The 14,134-nt window shown below is 72.6% G+C and carries 13 protein-coding genes and 1 riboswitch; of the genes, 9 read left to right on the top strand and 4 right to left on the bottom strand.

The window, feature by feature from the left end; genetic code table 11:
* Positions 1–25 precede the first annotated feature (25 nt).
* On the bottom strand, positions 26–2,062 hold the full coding sequence (locus ACFXKZ_RS21890; protein ID WP_380002583.1) for an alkaline phosphatase family protein: 2,037 nt from the start codon (positions 2,060–2,062) through the stop codon (positions 26–28).
* A 560-nt stretch (positions 2,063–2,622) separates the two neighbouring features.
* Between ACFXKZ_RS21890 and ACFXKZ_RS21885 the strand changes: the two genes are divergently transcribed.
* A complete protein-coding gene (locus ACFXKZ_RS21885; RefSeq protein ID WP_380002582.1) occupies positions 2,623–3,468 on the top strand; it encodes an SMP-30/gluconolactonase/LRE family protein in 846 nt (281 codons plus the stop codon).
* Between the two features lie 9 nt (positions 3,469–3,477).
* Positions 3,478–3,801 (top strand): putative quinol monooxygenase, encoded by a 324-nt coding sequence (locus ACFXKZ_RS21880; RefSeq protein ID WP_380002581.1) that lies wholly within the window; start codon positions 3,478–3,480, stop codon positions 3,799–3,801.
* An 82-nt stretch (positions 3,802–3,883) separates the two neighbouring features.
* Here ACFXKZ_RS21880 and ACFXKZ_RS21875 read toward each other — a convergent pair whose 3' ends face one another.
* The gene (locus ACFXKZ_RS21875; protein WP_078981618.1) at positions 3,884–4,198 is read right to left on the bottom strand and encodes a multidrug efflux SMR transporter; all 315 of its coding nucleotides are present in this window, start codon (positions 4,196–4,198) and stop codon (positions 3,884–3,886) included.
* 12 nt (positions 4,199–4,210) lie between these two features.
* A riboswitch (guanidine-III (ykkC-III) riboswitch) is annotated at positions 4,211–4,273 on the bottom strand.
* 148 nt (positions 4,274–4,421) lie between these two features.
* Between ACFXKZ_RS21875 and ACFXKZ_RS21870 the strand changes: the two genes are divergently transcribed.
* On the top strand, positions 4,422–5,024 hold the full coding sequence (locus ACFXKZ_RS21870) for a hypothetical protein (protein ID WP_380002580.1): 603 nt from the start codon (positions 4,422–4,424) through the stop codon (positions 5,022–5,024).
* 10 nt (positions 5,025–5,034) lie between these two features.
* Here ACFXKZ_RS21870 and ACFXKZ_RS21865 read toward each other — a convergent pair whose 3' ends face one another.
* Positions 5,035–6,399, bottom strand: coding sequence for a cytochrome P450 (locus tag ACFXKZ_RS21865; protein WP_380002578.1), 1,365 nt, complete (start codon positions 6,397–6,399; stop codon positions 5,035–5,037).
* Positions 6,400–6,685: 286 nt separating this feature from the next.
* Between ACFXKZ_RS21865 and ACFXKZ_RS21860 the strand changes: the two genes are divergently transcribed.
* Positions 6,686–8,107: an alpha/beta hydrolase family protein gene (locus tag ACFXKZ_RS21860; RefSeq protein WP_380002576.1), complete on the top strand. Its 1,422-nt coding sequence runs from the start codon at positions 6,686–6,688 to the stop codon at positions 8,105–8,107.
* Positions 8,108–8,141: 34 nt separating this feature from the next.
* On the opposite strand, the gene ACFXKZ_RS21855 is transcribed toward ACFXKZ_RS21860, so the two are convergent.
* Positions 8,142–8,465, bottom strand: coding sequence for a nuclear transport factor 2 family protein (locus tag ACFXKZ_RS21855; protein ID WP_380002574.1), 324 nt, complete (start codon positions 8,463–8,465; stop codon positions 8,142–8,144).
* Between the two features lie 259 nt (positions 8,466–8,724).
* Between ACFXKZ_RS21855 and ACFXKZ_RS21850 the strand changes: the two genes are divergently transcribed.
* The 5 genes from ACFXKZ_RS21850 to ACFXKZ_RS21830 all read left to right on the top strand — a co-directional run bounded on the left by ACFXKZ_RS21850 (position 8,725) and on the right by ACFXKZ_RS21830 (position 14,056).
* Positions 8,725–8,964, top strand: coding sequence for a hypothetical protein (locus ACFXKZ_RS21850; RefSeq protein ID WP_380002573.1), 240 nt, complete (start codon positions 8,725–8,727; stop codon positions 8,962–8,964).
* A 174-nt stretch (positions 8,965–9,138) separates the two neighbouring features.
* Positions 9,139–9,648, top strand: a complete 510-nt coding sequence (locus ACFXKZ_RS21845) for a SigE family RNA polymerase sigma factor (RefSeq protein ID WP_380002572.1) — start codon at positions 9,139–9,141, stop codon at positions 9,646–9,648.
* On the top strand, positions 9,642–10,913 hold the full coding sequence (locus tag ACFXKZ_RS21840) for a hypothetical protein (protein WP_380002571.1): 1,272 nt from the start codon (positions 9,642–9,644) through the stop codon (positions 10,911–10,913). Before ACFXKZ_RS21845 ends, ACFXKZ_RS21840 begins: the two co-directional genes overlap by 7 nt.
* 243 nt (positions 10,914–11,156) lie before the next feature.
* Positions 11,157–11,705 carry a GtrA family protein gene (locus ACFXKZ_RS21835; RefSeq protein ID WP_380002570.1) on the top strand — a complete coding sequence of 183 codons (549 nt, stop codon included), beginning with the start codon at positions 11,157–11,159 and terminating at the stop codon, positions 11,703–11,705.
* Positions 11,702–14,056, top strand: a complete 2,355-nt coding sequence (locus ACFXKZ_RS21830) for a hypothetical protein (protein ID WP_380002569.1) — start codon at positions 11,702–11,704, stop codon at positions 14,054–14,056. Before ACFXKZ_RS21835 ends, ACFXKZ_RS21830 begins: the two co-directional genes overlap by 4 nt.
* Positions 14,057–14,134: the final 78 nt, after the last annotated feature.

Genomic DNA, 14,134 nt, shown 5'->3' with positions numbered 1-14,134 from the left:
CCCGTGGTGTGGTCGGGGCTCGCCGTCAGATCGCGGTGACCGTCAGGGTGGCGCTGTAGGTGCCGGGGGCCGTGGTGGTGGGCAGGTTCAGGCTCAGGTCGGCGCCCAGGACCGCGGTGCCTCGGCCGTGGCCCGCTTCGGCGCTGCCGAGGGTGCGGGTGGTCTTGATGCCGCCGTCGGTCGCCGGGGCGATCGGGGTACCGGCCGTGACCTGCTGGCCGTCGCCGGCCTTGACCACCTTCGGAGTCCAGCCGAGGGCCGAGCCGTCGAAGCCGGGGCCGCCCTGGGCGGTGGTGAAGTCGGTGATCTGGCCACTGACGTTCCAGCCCGGGTCCGCCGCGCGCAGGTCGGTGACCTGCACGGTGTTCAGCGCGCCGGAGGTGGCCAGCCGGTCGCCGGAGGCGGTGAGTTCGGGCGCGGGCAGGGTCACCGTACCGCCGGCCGAGGTCATGGTCAGGGCGCCGGTGCTCGCGACCGTGGTGGTGATGATCTGGCTGCCGGACAGCGGGTCGCCGCCGGGAGTGGTGCCGCCGCTCGCGGTGAGCGCGACCTGGTCGACGGCCCAGAAGCGGCTGTTGGTGCCGGTGTAGCGGAAGCGGACCTGTGCGGTCTTGGCGCCGTCCGGCACGTCGAGGGTGAGGCGTTCGACCTGGTTGGTGTCCGTGCGGTAGGACTTGACGAGCTTGGCCTCGCCGCCGTCCCAGGACACGTACACGTCGCCCGTCTGCGGGCCGTCCACCTGGTAGTCGGTGACGTAGCTCAGGTCGACCTTCGCCTTGCCCTGGACCGGGTAGGCCGGGGAGACGAGCGTCGAGTCGAACCGGCCCGCCGCGTGCGCCTTGTCGTCCCACTCGTCGGAGTCGGCGACGGCGAACACGTTGCGGCTGCGCACGTTGCCCTCGCGGGCTTGGCCGCCCTCGGCGCGGGTGAAGAACTCGTCGGTGGCGAACGACCAGCCGCGCCACTCGGTCACCCCGCCGGTGGGCATCGCGGAGTTGTCGATGGACCAGCCCTCGGGCGCGGTGTGCGTGAAGCCCTTGATGCCGGTGGGGATGCCGGCCTCGTCGACCCGCTCGGACAGGGTCGGCCGCAGCGTGTCGAAGGCGTCCGGCTCGATCTCGTCGATCGGCTGCCCGTCCAGGCCCCACGCGGGGTCGATGCGGACGCCCTCGTGCTTGAGCACGGTCGGCGCGATGTCGACCAGGCGCACGTCGTAACGCACGGTGCCGGCGGGCAGCCCGGCGCCGTTGGCGATGACGAAGGTCTGCCGCTCCTGCGGCGTCGCGCCGCCGTGGCCGCCGGAGTCGGTGTGGCCGTGGTCGGCGGTGACCAGGACCAGCCAGTCCTCCTGGGCGTACGTCGGACGGGCGCGCAGCGCGTCCAGCACCTTGCCCACGCGCGTGTCGGCGTCCTTGACGGCCTTGGCGTATTCGGGGCTGGTGCCGCCGTTGTTGTGGCCGGCGCCGTCGACCGCGTCCAGGTGCATGAACGTGGTGTCCGGATTGCCCGTGGACAGGTACCGCGCGGTGGTGTCGGCGGCGACGTCGTCGTTCTCGTCGGTGGGCACGCGCACGTCGACCTTCGGCGAGAAGATCGTGGACGCGATCGGCCCCCACGCGCCGACCACGAGGGTCGAAGCGGTCGGGTCGGCGGTCTCCAGACGGGTCGCGAAGTCGGGGTACTTGTCGTACCGGGAACCCGCGAACGTGTTGTCGTGCACGCCGTGCTTGTCGGGCCAGACGCCGGTGGCGATGGTCGACCAGCCGGGGCCGGAGACGGTGGGCGCGAACGGCTGTGCGTACAGGTTGCTCGGCGCGCTGACACCGCCGGCCATGAGCGCCTTCAGGTTGGGCGCGTCACCGCTCTGCAGCTTGTCGAAGCGCAGTCCGTCGATGCCGATGACCAGCGTCTTCGCCTTCTTGGTGCCGTTGGGCAACGGCGGCGTCGAGTCGCCGGCGGCGGGGGACGCGGCGAGTGCGGCGCCGGCCAGGGCGAGCGGGACGGCGAACGCGGCGACCGCGGTCGCCGCGAGGCCGCGCCGGGCGCGGATGGATCCGTACACTGCAATAACTCCCTCGGTGGATGAACCGGAGTGGGGTCGGTCCGAGGCGGGCGCAATCCGCCGCGGACCCGCCGGGCCGATCACGTTCTCGTGATCGGCCCGGCTGTGTTTCGTCGAGTGCCACCGGCGTCGAGCGAGACCGGTGGACATATCGAACCGCCGGACCGTCGGCCCGAGTTGCGGTGGGCGTCGGAGTCCTGCGGGAGCGTGCGGGAACCACGATGCAACGGGCGGGGGTTCGGCCATCCACGGGCGGCGGTCGGCCGGTTGAACAACGGGAGAACTTCTGGTCCGGACCCGTTATTGTTTTGTTATATAAGGTGTCGAGGGTCACCCGTGCCTATGTGCGGGCCTTCCGCGACCGGCACCTGCGCGGCCGGTTGGGGGATCTGCTCGACCGACCGCCGAGGGCGTATCCGGAGGTTCGGTTCGTCGGGTAGTGGGGCGATGCGACGCGGGCGATGAGTTCCGCCGCCCGCGAGGGTCCATCGGGAAAGGGGTGGGAACAGGCATCGGGGCCGACAACGGTTTCGAGCGTGGTGTCGAGAAGGGTGTGTGCGATGTCCGAGAGCACGGTTCTGCGAGAGGGCATTGTTTTCGGCGAGTCCGCGCGATGGCACGCCGGGCGGGCGTGGTTCGCCGACTGGGGTACGGGCGAGATCATTGCGGTCGATCCGGAGGGGGTCGGCGAGGTGGTCGTGCGGGTGCCGTTCCCGTCCCTGCCGATGTGTTTCGACCGGGCCGTGGACGGGCGATTGTTGATCGTCTCGTCGAGCGAGGCGCGGGTGGTGACGCCGGAGCCGGACGGTACGTTCGCGACGTACGCGGATCTGAGCACGGTCGGCGGCGGGTTCAACGAGATCGTCGCGGACGGACGAGGCAACGTGTTCGTCAACGGCGCCGACTTCGACCCGATGACCGGGGAGGCGCCGCGCCCGGGGTTTGTCGCGGTGATCACCGCGGACGGGTCGGTACGCCGGGTCGCGGGCGGCGTCGAATTCCCCAACGGCATGGCCGTGACCCCCGGCGACACGACGCTGATCGTCGCCGAGTCCTACGCCAACCGCCTCACCGCCTTCGACATCGACGCCGACGGCGGCCTGTCGCGCCGCCGGGTGTGGGCCGACCTCGGCACGGGCGTCCCGGACGGGATCTGCCTCGATGCGCAAGGGGCCGTCTGGTACGCGGACGTCCCGAACAAACGGTGCGTCCGGGTCCGGGAGGGCGGCGAGGTGACGGCGACGCTCGACCTGGACCGGGGCTGCTTCTCCTGCGTGCTCGACGCCGACGGGCGCACTCTGTACATCGTCGCCACCGAATGGCGCGGCATGAGCGATCCGACGGCCGGCCCCCGAACGGGCCAACTGCTCGCGGCGCCGGTGTCCACGGCAAGGGCGACGACTTAGAGTTACCGAATGATTTTTATCGTGGTGAAGTTCCCGGTGAAGCCCGAGCACGCCGAGGATTGGCCGCAACACGCCGCGGCGTTTACCGAGGCCACGCGGGGTGAGCCGGGCAACCTGTGGTTCGAGTGGTCGCGCAGTCTCGACGATCCGAGCACATACGTCCTGGTCGAGGCGTTCCGGGACGACGCGGCCGCCGCGCACGTGAACTCCGACCACTTCAGGGACGCGCTGGAGCGGTTCCGGCCGCTGATTCGGCACACGCCCGAGATCGTCAGCACGGTGATCCCGGACGCGAGCGGGTGGAGCGCGATGGGCGAACTACAGATCGACTGAGGCCGGCGCTCCGGACCGCCCGAGGGCGCCGGACGTCCGTAGCGGATGTCCGGCGCCGGGCCTGTCGGTGAACACGCGCTAGCTAGTGCAGGACCTTGAGGCCCACCACGCTGCCGACGATGCCCGCGAGCAGGAGCAGCTTGACGACGGAGAACGCCTCGCCGTCGAAGACCATCGCGTAGGTGACGGTCAGGACCGCGCCAATGCCCACCCACACGGCGTACCCCGTGCCCACCGGCAGATCGCGCAGCGCGTAGGCGAGGCCGCTCATGCTGGCGGTCAGCGCGACGCCGAAGACGACGGTCGGCCACAGGCGGGTGAAGCCGGCGGACTTGCCGAGGGCCGTCGCCCAGACGGCTTCCAGGACACCGGAGACGATCAGCACGATCCAGGCCATGACGAGCACTCCCTGACACCGTCTTGTCCTGACCGGGTACGGCGTGCCTCGTCCGGGAGCCGGTTCGGGCTCCGTGAACCACTCTCGCACGCCCGCGACGGCGCACAAAACAGCCGCCGCGTCCAGCCCCGGGCGCCGTCGGTGACCGGGATCACCCGGCGGGGGTCAGGGTGCGTGGGGGAGGTCCGGGCCGGCGTCGGGGAGCGCCGGTACGGTCTGCGGCATGGACATCACCTCCACGCAATGCCCCGAGCCCCTGCCCGGACGGGTCGGCCATGTGGCCGGGATCGAATCGCTCGTGCTCGACGGGCGCCGGCTCTGGTTCGGCTTCGACTACCAGAGCGACATGGTCGTCTCGCCGCTGATCGAGGACCCGCAGGTCATGGCGGCGTTCGCGAGCGCGTATCTGCGGCAGACCGACGGCGAGCACGACGCGGCCTACTGGGCCGAGCTGGTGGACGCGGCGGTGACGCTGTCCGGCCTGGTCCCGGACGACGTGCACCGGGAGTTCGACACGGCGCGGCTGCGGGCCGAACTGCCCGAACCCGGGAGCCACCTGCTCTATCTGTTCGACGCGGTCGCCGGGTGGGACGAGTCGCGGTCGTTGCCGGCGGAGGTGCGGGAGGCATACGAGCGGCTCGGGTTCGACGAGGACGACGTCAACGACTGCGTCGACCACTGCCTGGAGGCGATCCGGGGAGGCGGGGCCGGGGCGGACGAGTGCACGGTCGTGCGCTTCCATCTGTCCGCGGCGGTGCCGGCGTTCCCGGGCAACTGGGCGGTGATTTTCGGGCCGATGGGCGAGCGCGTCGCGAAGGGGGTCTGAGCGGCGCGGGTCAGCGGGAGATCAGGCGCATCGGAAGGGTGCGCGGGGTCAGCACGCTGCGCGGGACGGCGCGAACCGGCGTGGCGGAGGCCGGGCGCAGTCGCCAGCGGGCGGCGATGGAGGCCAGGGCCAGGACGCTCTCGGTGAGCGCGAAGGTGTCGCCGATGCACTTGGTGGGGCCGGCGCCGAAGGGCACGAACGCGGACCGCGACCAGGCGCCGGGAGCGGTGCCGTCGGCGTACTCGCGTTCGGGGCGGAAGAGTTCGGGCTCCGGGTGGAAGTCCGGGTGCCGGTGCAGGATGTACGGGCTGAACACGAGGGTGCTGCCGACGGGGAGTCGGCGGCCGGCGAGGTCGACCGCGCGGGTGGTGGTGCGGGGGAGCACCCAGGCGGGCGGGTACAGGCGCAGCGCCTCGCGCACGACCCGGCCGGTCCATGCCAGGCGGGGCAGGTCGTCGGGGCCGGCGACGCGCCCGTCGAGGACGGCGTCGACCTCGGCGTGCAGGGCGCGCTCCGCGTCGGGGTGGCCGGCGATCAGGTGCAGGGACCAGGCCAGCGCGGAGGAGGTGGTTTCGGCGCCGGCCAGGATCAACACCGCCACCTGGTCGTGCAGTTCGCTCTCGCCGAGCGCGCCGCCGTCGTCGTCCCGGGCGGCGAGCAGGCGGGCGAGCAGATCGCGGCCGGCCGCGCCGTCGGCCCGGCGGTCGGCCACGATGCGCGCCACGTGGGCGCGCCAGCCGGCCAGGCCCCGGCGGTAGCGGCGGCTGCTCGGGGTCGGCACCGCGTCGACGGCGGGAAGCAGGGCGCGCAGGTAGACGCCTTTGAGGAACGTGTCCAGGCTGTCGCGCAGTTCGGCGATGTCGCGGTCGTCGATGCCCGAGCCGAACAGGGTGCGGACGGCCACCGTCGTGGTGAGCGCGAACATCTCGTCGACCATGTCCACGGTCGTGCCCGGCCGCCACCGGTCCAGCGCGGCGCCGATCTCATGCCCCATCGCCGCCGCGTAGCCGGGCAGGTGCTCGGTACGGAACGCCGGTTGCATCAGCAGGCGTTGGCGGCGGTGGTCGGCGTGCGGGCAGGTGGCGAGGCCGTTGCCGAGGGCGGCGCGGGAGCCCTCGTAGAGCGGGCCGACGCGGTCGAACGTGCGGCCGTCGCTCGTCACTTGGCGGGCGATTTCGGGGTGGCACAGGACGAACGCGGGGCGCGGGCCCAGGCGGATCTCGACCAGGTCCCCATGCGCGGGCAGCGAGTCGAGGAAGCGCAGCGGCGCGCGGAGCAGGTGCGGGAGGTGCCCGGCCACGGGCCAGGCACCGGGAGCCCGACCGGCGCGGGCGATCGGCGCCGGGTCGCGGGGCGGGTGGGGGGCCGTGGTCATGGGGCACTTCCCTGGGGGATTCGGCGCGGATTCGGCTCGGCTCGTGCCGTGCGGTGTCCTACCCATTCCAGCAGCGCCGCATCGCGGATCGGGGGAGGCGTCGGGGGACGGCGGCGTGTCGGGTGTGCCCGCGTGGGTGCGGACCGAGGATCCGCGCCGCGTCCACCCGGCGCGCCCCGGGGTCGGCGCCGGGGGTTCGCCGGGGTGTCCGGCGCCGGGGATGCCGCCGTGGCGACCCCCGGCCGACCGGCTGCCAGGGCGAGTTCGGGAAATCTACCGTCGGGACATGACCAAGAAGCGCACGGCATCGCACGACGGTGCCCAGTCCCGGTTCGCCAAGTCTCCGTTCGCCACGCCTCGAATCGCCAAGCCCACGTTCGCCAAGTCTTTGTTCGCCGAGGCCCGTTCCGCCAAGCCCCCTTTCGCCCGGCCGCTGTCCGCCCGGCCGCTGTTCGTCCGGTCCACCGGTCGCCGGATCGTGGTCGGCCTCGCCCTCGCCGGGCTGTTCGTGGTCCCCCTCGCCGGCGGCGCCCGGGCCGACACCCTCGCTGCGCCGGACACCGTCGCCGCCGCCGACGCGCGCGGACGCGGCACGCTCGTGGACGTCGTGGACCTGCGCACCGTGTCCGCCGCCGAGGCCGCGCGGGCGCTCGCCGACGACGGATGGGACGCCGGCGCGATACACGACGACGTCGTACTGCGCCGCCTCGTCTACCGCACCGTCGACGCGCACGGGCGCCCCAGCACCGCGACCGGCCTGCTCGCGCTGCCGGTCCACGGCGAGCGGCGGCTGCGCGTGGTGTCGTACACGCACGGCACCGAGCTGTACCGCGGCGACGCGCCGTCGACCAGCGACGAGACCTGGGGCATCGCCCCGGCGCTGACCTACGCCTCGGCCGGATTCGCGGTCACCATGCCGGACTATCTCGGCCAGGGCGAGGGGCCCGGCCCGCACCCCTGGATGGACATCCCGTCGGAGACCACCGCGTCGCTCGATCTGCTGCGCGCGGCCCGCGAGTTCATCGGCCGGCACGGGCACACGACGGCGCGCGAGGTGTACGTCAGCGGCTTCTCGCAAGGCGCGTCGGCCGCGCTGGGGCTGGCCCGGGCGCTGCAATCCGGCGCCGATCCGTGGTTCCGCATCGGCGCGATCGCCCCGATCAGCGGTGCGTACGACTTCGGCGGTGTGCAACTGCCCGCGCTGCTCGGTCGCGAGTTGGCCGACAAGCCGAGCGTGCTCTACAGCGCCCTGCTCCTGGTCGCCTACAACCGTCTGCACCACATCTACGACACCCCGGCGGACGTCTTCCGGAAGCGGTACGCGGACACCATCGAGGGTCTGCTCGACGGCTCGCACCGGGACGAGGAGATCCTGAAGGCGACCCCGGACTCCCTCGACGAACTGCTGACCGAAGAGGGCCGGGCGCTGCTCACCCGACCCACCGGGGCACTGGCCGCCGCGTTGCGGGAGACCGACGCGGTGTGCACCGACTGGCGGCCCCGGGTGCCGGTCCGGCTGTACGTGGCGGCCGGGGACGACGAGGCGGCGCCCGCGAACACCGCGCACTGCCGGGCGGCGATGCGGGCCAAGGGCGTGGACGTCCGGGTGACCCGCTTCGGGGCGGATGTCGACCACGCCGGCTCGAATCGGCTGGGCACGGCCGCCGCGCTGCGCTGGTTCCGGGAACTGGCCGGTCGAGCGGGGTGACCGCGCGGGCCGTCGTCGTGTGGGGCTCGGGCCGTTACGCCTGGCCCGTTTCGAAGCGCGTGATCAGACCGTCCTCGACCGTGAAGCGCCAGGTGGTGCGCATCTCGCCCGAGGTGTCGTTGCGGTAGTCGACGACGAGCGATCGTCCGCCGTCGGACTCGGAGCGCACGTTCATGTGCCCGTTCGACGAGAAGATCTCCCGATCCACCCAGTCGTCGACGTCACGATCCGTCCCGTCGTCGGACATGGTCGCCCCGGGCGCCATCAATGCCACGAAGGCGGCCTTGTCGTGTGCGTTCACGGCGGAGACGAAGGCTCCGACGATGGGATCCGACAGTTTCCCGGGGGCGATGGTCACGACATCCTCCTGAACGGCAAACGGTCGGTGGCACAAGCGCCACCGACGCCCGGTACGAGTCCCCCGACAACCGGGCCCGATAAACCCGCCGCACCCGGCAGGGGCGCGACGTGGGACCCGCGCCCCTGCCGCGCTCCGGCCTCGGCCCGGGCGCGGGTCCGCCCGGGGAGCGGCACCGTGGGAGTGACGGGAAAGCAGTCGATCGGATGGCTCCGGGCGGTACGCCGTTTCGGGTGAACCCGGCACTCGTTAACCGTCCATGACCGCACCGGCACCGCTGGACGAGGCGCTCAGCAGCCTCATCGACGCCATCGAGGACACCCTGGCCCGCCTGGATCCGCAGGCCGTGCCGGCCCCGGAACCCGTCGCCCCCGTGTCCGCTCCCCATCCGTTCGCCGCCGACCACCTCGCGCCGCTCGGGTACCTGGACCCGTCCGTCGACGCGGGTGCGCTGGTCCACGCACTGCGGTACGCCCTGCATCGGGCGGAGCCCGGATGATCACCGTACATCCGGGTTGATCCGGATCGTTGCCTCCGCTCGGCGTCCCGGCGCGGGGCGGATCGGAGCCCCCGGGAGCCGCGGCCGACACCCGTCGAAAAAATCTTCGGCGAGGGTGTCATGTAACCCGCGGGTCGTGGCGTTACTCGTGCGACGCCAAAGTACGGAGGCTCCATGTCGAGAAGCATGGCCGCGGATTTCGAGGAGTTCGCGCACGCACGCAGCGGACAGCTGCTGCGTACCGCCTGCCTGCTCACGGGAGACTGGCATCTCGCCGAGGATCTGGTCCAGGAGACCTTCGGAAAGTTGTTCCCGGTGTGGCGTCGGGTGCGGGCCATGGACGCGCCCATGGCCTACGCGCACACCACGCTGGTACGGACGTACCTGTCCGCCCGCCGCCTCCGGCGCTGGTCGGAGCGGCCCGCCGGCGACGTGCCGGACCGGCAGTCGCCCGACGGGAGCGACATCGAACTGCGGCTGACCCTCCTGGAGGGCCTGGACCGGCTGTCCCCGAACGATCGGGCGGTGCTGGTGCTGCGCTACTGGGAGGACTACTCGATCAAGGACACCGCCGACATCCTGCGCATCGCGCCCGGCAACGTCCCGGTCCGCGCCAAGCGGGCGCTGACTCGCCTGCGGGCGCTGCTCGGAAACGAACTGCGGGACCTGGCGGCGACATGCTGACCGACCCGACCGCTTCCCCCAACCCCGGCGATCGCGATCGAAAGGACATGATGGCCGTGCTCACCGACGAGGACTTCGAGCGGTACGAGCGTGACCTGCCCGCGGCGCTCGGCTCCGCCGTCGAGGACTTCCCCGCGCCCAGTTCCGACCTGGTGGCGCGGTCGCTCGCCCGGGGTCGGCAGCGCCGGCGGGCCCGGACCCTGCGTCGGTCCGCACTGGCGTTCGTGCTGGTGGCGGCGAGCATCGGGGGATGGGCCGCGACGGACGGCGGGTTCGGGCTTTCGTCGTCGGATGCGGCCGACCGGACCCGGTTGCCCTCGGCGGCCGACGTGCGCCGGGACCTGGTGCCGTACCTGACGAAGGCGCTGCCCCCGGAAGGGGTGCTGACCGATGCGGAAAGCCGTTTCGAGGCCGACGCGCCCAAGGTGCTCCGGACCGAGGCACAGGTCTTCGGGACGTATGCCACGGCCGCGGGCAAGTCGTCGCTGATCGTGTCGATCTCCCGACCGGTGCCCGGCAGCCGTACCGAGCTGGGAAGTTATGCCTACTGCACGGGAGTTCGCCCGGATAGCGAATGCGTCCGGGTGCTGCAGCCCGAGGGCGGCGCACTGACCGTACGCAAGTCCACGAAGGAGCCCGGGAGTCCGGACGCGGAGTGGAGCGTCGTACACACCCGAGCCGACGGGGCGATGGTCGGGGTCCGCCTCTCCGGCGCGTACGACGACGCCGGAGAGCCGGCGGGCGTGCCGACCATGAGCATCCAACAGATCACCGAGATCGCCCGCAGCCCGGTCTGGGCACCCGTGATCGCCGTGGAGCCGACGGCCGCGGAGCAGGTGCTGGGCCTGGTTCCGGCACTCTTGCCGGGGCAGGTTCAGCTGCTGTCCCGCGACGGGGACTCGCGCAGCGGCGAGTTCGTCGTGCAGGCCGGCGGCGGCCGGCACCTGTTGACCGCCCGTGTCGACCCGACTCCCCCCGGCGAGGGGCAGGGTTGCCCGACCGGCCCGCTGCAGTGGACCTGCGGGGAGGTGACCCTGTCCGACGGGAACCCGGCCGTGGTCGATCTCAAGCGGAACGTGGACGGGCGGGTCGTGCCGCTGAGTCTGACCGCGTACCGGCCGCACGGCCTGCGCATCCGGTTCGAGGTGGACGCGCCGCCCGCCAAGTCCACCACGTCCTACGGCGAACTCGCCGTGGACGCACCGGAGTTGGACTCGGAAGTGCTGAAGGTGATCGCGGCCTCGCCGCGCTGGGACGCCCGCTGAGCACGTACGCCGGTCCCCGACCCGCGCGCTGACCACCGAACCGCCCATACGACATTCCGCGTTGCCCCCGACGCCGACCCGGCGCCGGGGGTGGGTTCCGCGCTGCCCGAAACGGCGTGCCGCCCGGCGATCGGTGCCGGCCCCGGCCGTCCGTACCGCCGAACCGGCCGCCGACACCCGAAGACGCCGCGGTCCGCGGCCGGCGCCCCCGCATCCGACTTCCCGAGGTTGACGAGGCCGCTCATGATCCTTCCCGCATCGCCGAAGCACCTGCGCAGATTCGTCCCCGAGATATCGCGGTTCGCGGTGGTGGGCGGGGTCGGCTACAGCGTCGACGTCGTCCTGTTCAACGTCCTGCGCGCGCTCCTGGACGTTTCCGCTCTGCCCGCGAAGCTGCTCTCGCTGAGTGTCGCCACGATGGTCGCCTACCTGGGCAACCGGCGGTGGACCTACCGCGAGCGCACCGCGTCGGGCGCCGCGCACGACTCGGGTCGGCAACTATTGTTGTTCATCGGCTGGAGCCTGGGCGGTCTGGTCATCCAGGTCGGCTGCCTGTGGGTGTCGCGGCACGTCCTGGGCTTCGACAGCCTGCTCGCGGACAACCTTTCCGGCAATGTGATCGGGATGGGCCTGGCCACGGGGTTCCGCTTCTGGGGCTACCGCACGTGGGTCTTCCGCGCGGCGACCGATACCGCTCCGGCTCCGGTGACCGTCACCGCTTCCGCTCCGGCGACCGTGACCGCTCCCCTCCCGGCCGACGTCCGTCGTGACGCGACCCCGGGCCTGCGGTGAACGCCGCAGCCCTGGTGATCGCCCTCGCCGCCACGCTCGCCGGGTGCGGGCACCTGGCGTGCGCGAGCGGGATGCGCCGCGCGGTGGACGTCGTGCTGCTGTGGCTGTTGCTGACCACGGCCCAACTGTCCGCACTGACCATGCTGGTCGGCGCCCTGCTGCGCAGACTGCACGCGGTCCCCCTGTTCGTCGCCGCCCTCGTGGTCGCGGTGGTGGAGATCGCGGCGACCCGGCGGGCCCGCGTCGACGGGGAGCGCCGGCGGGGCCGGGACCTGGTCCGCGCGCTCGCCCCCCGGGTGCGGCGGTCGTGGCGGCATCCGGCGGTCGTGGTGGTGGCGGTGCTCGTGGTCGCGCAGTACTGCTGGCGGGGCGCGCTGGCCGTGTTCCTTGGTCCGCTCGACTACGACGGGCTGTGGTACCACCTGCCCGGGCCGGCGATCTGGCTCCAGCAAGGGTATGTCGGCCACACCCCACAGGTGTTGTGGGCCGACGTGTATCCGCAGGGCCAGGAACTGCTCACCGGGTTCACCGGCGCGTTCCTCGGCGACACCCGCCTGGGCTGGGCGTCCGGGCTGCCCTTCCTGGCCCTGGGTGCGGTCGCCACCGCCGGGATCGCCCGCACCGCGGGCGCCCGGCGCGCACACGCGACGCTCGCCGGACTCGGGATCCTCGCCGTTCCGGCGGTATTCCTGGAGGCGTCGACCACCTACGTCGACTTCGCGACGACGGCCACCGCCCTCGCCGCCCTGCACCTGACGCTCGGTTTGCGCTCGACGGTGGTGGCGGCGATCACGCGCGGCGTGGACCCGCCGCGCGCGCTGCGCCGCCAGGTGTGGTGGATCGCGATCGCGCTCGGGGTGGCCGTCGGGGTCAAGTCGTCGAACCTGTTGACCGCCGCGATGGTCGGCGTGCTGGTCGTGGTGCAGACCGGGTACGTGCTTGCCGACGTGCGCCGGGGCGCGCCGTCGGGGCCGCCGCGCGGTCGGGTCGCCGGGCTGCGCGGGGATGTCGCCGCGCTGGTCCGGGCGGCCATGCCCAATGTGGCGCTGCTCGGCCTGGCGATGACGGCACTGGGCGGCTATTGGTATCTGCGTACCTGGATTCGCTACGGCAATCCGTTCTACCCGTTCAGCATGTTCGGCTTCCCGGGCAGGGGCACCGTCGACGAGTTGATCATCCGGACCACCATCTCGCCGCTGGTGATCGGGGAGGGGAAGGCGCGGGCCACGTGGCACTCGTGGTTGCTGGATCGGGAGCGGTTCGCCTATACGTACGACCAGCAGCCGGGCGGGTTCGGGTTGCAGTGGATCTACTTGCTGCTGCCGGTCCTGGTGGTGGGCCTGGTGTTGTTCGGGGTTCGGCGGCGCTTCGATCTGCTGTGGGGGCTGGTGCTTCCGGTCATCGTGTGGGGGATCGCGTCGCCGGCGCCGTGGTGGGCGCGCTACCAGTTGATCGTGCCGGCCCTGGGCTGTGTGGGCCTTGCGGTGGTGCTGACGGCGCTGGCGGAACGCTCCGACCGGGCGCGCGGGGGACGGATGGCGGTGCCGATGTCGGCGCGGCGGGCGGTCGCGGGGCTGCTCGCGGCGGTGTTCGTGGGGACCACGGCGGTGTCCATGTGGTGGGCGACGCAGCCGACCAACACCTGGACGGGGGACCGCTTCGGGGCGCATCGGGCGAACGTGCGGGAGGCCGTGGAGCTGATGCGGGATCCGGACCGGGACCGGCGGATCCTGCCCACGGCCGCCTACGCCGGGCTCGACCGGGTGCCCGACGGCCGCACGATCGCCTTCACCGACTTCACCCGGGCGGACTTCCTGCACCTGATCATGGGCGAGCGCGGACAGCGGCGGATCACCAACCTGGGCGAGCCCCGCGACGTCGCGGACTTCACCCGCCGGTTGCGGGCGTCCGGCGCGCAGTACCTGCTGCTCGGTGTCGCCAACGGGGACCGGGACCTGCTGCTCGCGGTGCTCGGCGACCGCGGGCACTATCGGCCGGTGGTGCGCGGGAACGGCGGGATCGGTTGGTTCGGCGGCGGGTTCGGCGGCGCGGAGTTGTTCGAGGTCGGCGACTTCACCCGGGACCTGTGTGCGAACCGCGAGCCCGACCTGGCGGTGACCGCACGGGATGCGGGCACCGTGGCGGTGGTGCTCCGGGACGCGTGCGGGGCGCCGCTGTTCGAGGTGGACGTGGTCCTGCTCGGCGCCGGCGGGGAGGTCGCGCGGGTCATGACCGGGGCACGGGGCGAGGCGGTGCTGCGGGTTCCGGATTCGGTGGCCGGGCAACCGGTGCGGGTGCTGTTCGCGGGCGACGGGTACTACGGCCCGGTGGAGGCGGAGGCCGGCGGCTGAGCCCGAACGAGCCGGGTACGCCCGCCGGTTCGGGTGCCCCGGTCGGTCGCGGCGACGCGGGGCACCCCGGTGCGGGCT

Origin of the sequence: Embleya sp. NPDC059237, assembly GCF_042754105.1 — a bacterium.
Classification (GTDB): Bacteria; Actinomycetota; Actinomycetes; order Streptomycetales; family Streptomycetaceae; genus Embleya.
This window is presented reverse-complemented; position numbering and strand designations above follow the sequence as displayed.

Coding starts and splice junctions, on each gene's coding strand:
- ACFXKZ_RS21885 (WP_380002582.1), top strand. CDS start 2,623: ATGTCCGAGAGCACGGTTCTGCGAGAGGGCATTGTTTTCGGCGAGTCC.
- ACFXKZ_RS21880 (WP_380002581.1), top strand. CDS start 3,478: ATGATTTTTATCGTGGTGAAGTTCCCGGTGAAGCCCGAGCACGCCGAG.
- ACFXKZ_RS21875 (WP_078981618.1), bottom strand. CDS start 4,198: ATGGCCTGGATCGTGCTGATCGTCTCCGGTGTCCTGGAAGCCGTCTGG.
- ACFXKZ_RS21870 (WP_380002580.1), top strand. CDS start 4,422: ATGGACATCACCTCCACGCAATGCCCCGAGCCCCTGCCCGGACGGGTC.
- ACFXKZ_RS21865 (WP_380002578.1), bottom strand. CDS start 6,399: ATGACCACGGCCCCCCACCCGCCCCGCGACCCGGCGCCGATCGCCCGC.
- ACFXKZ_RS21860 (WP_380002576.1), top strand. CDS start 6,686: ATGACCAAGAAGCGCACGGCATCGCACGACGGTGCCCAGTCCCGGTTC.
- ACFXKZ_RS21850 (WP_380002573.1), top strand. CDS start 8,725: ATGACCGCACCGGCACCGCTGGACGAGGCGCTCAGCAGCCTCATCGAC.
- ACFXKZ_RS21845 (WP_380002572.1), top strand. CDS start 9,139: ATGTCGAGAAGCATGGCCGCGGATTTCGAGGAGTTCGCGCACGCACGC.
- ACFXKZ_RS21840 (WP_380002571.1), top strand. CDS start 9,642: ATGCTGACCGACCCGACCGCTTCCCCCAACCCCGGCGATCGCGATCGA.
- ACFXKZ_RS21835 (WP_380002570.1), top strand. CDS start 11,157: ATGATCCTTCCCGCATCGCCGAAGCACCTGCGCAGATTCGTCCCCGAG.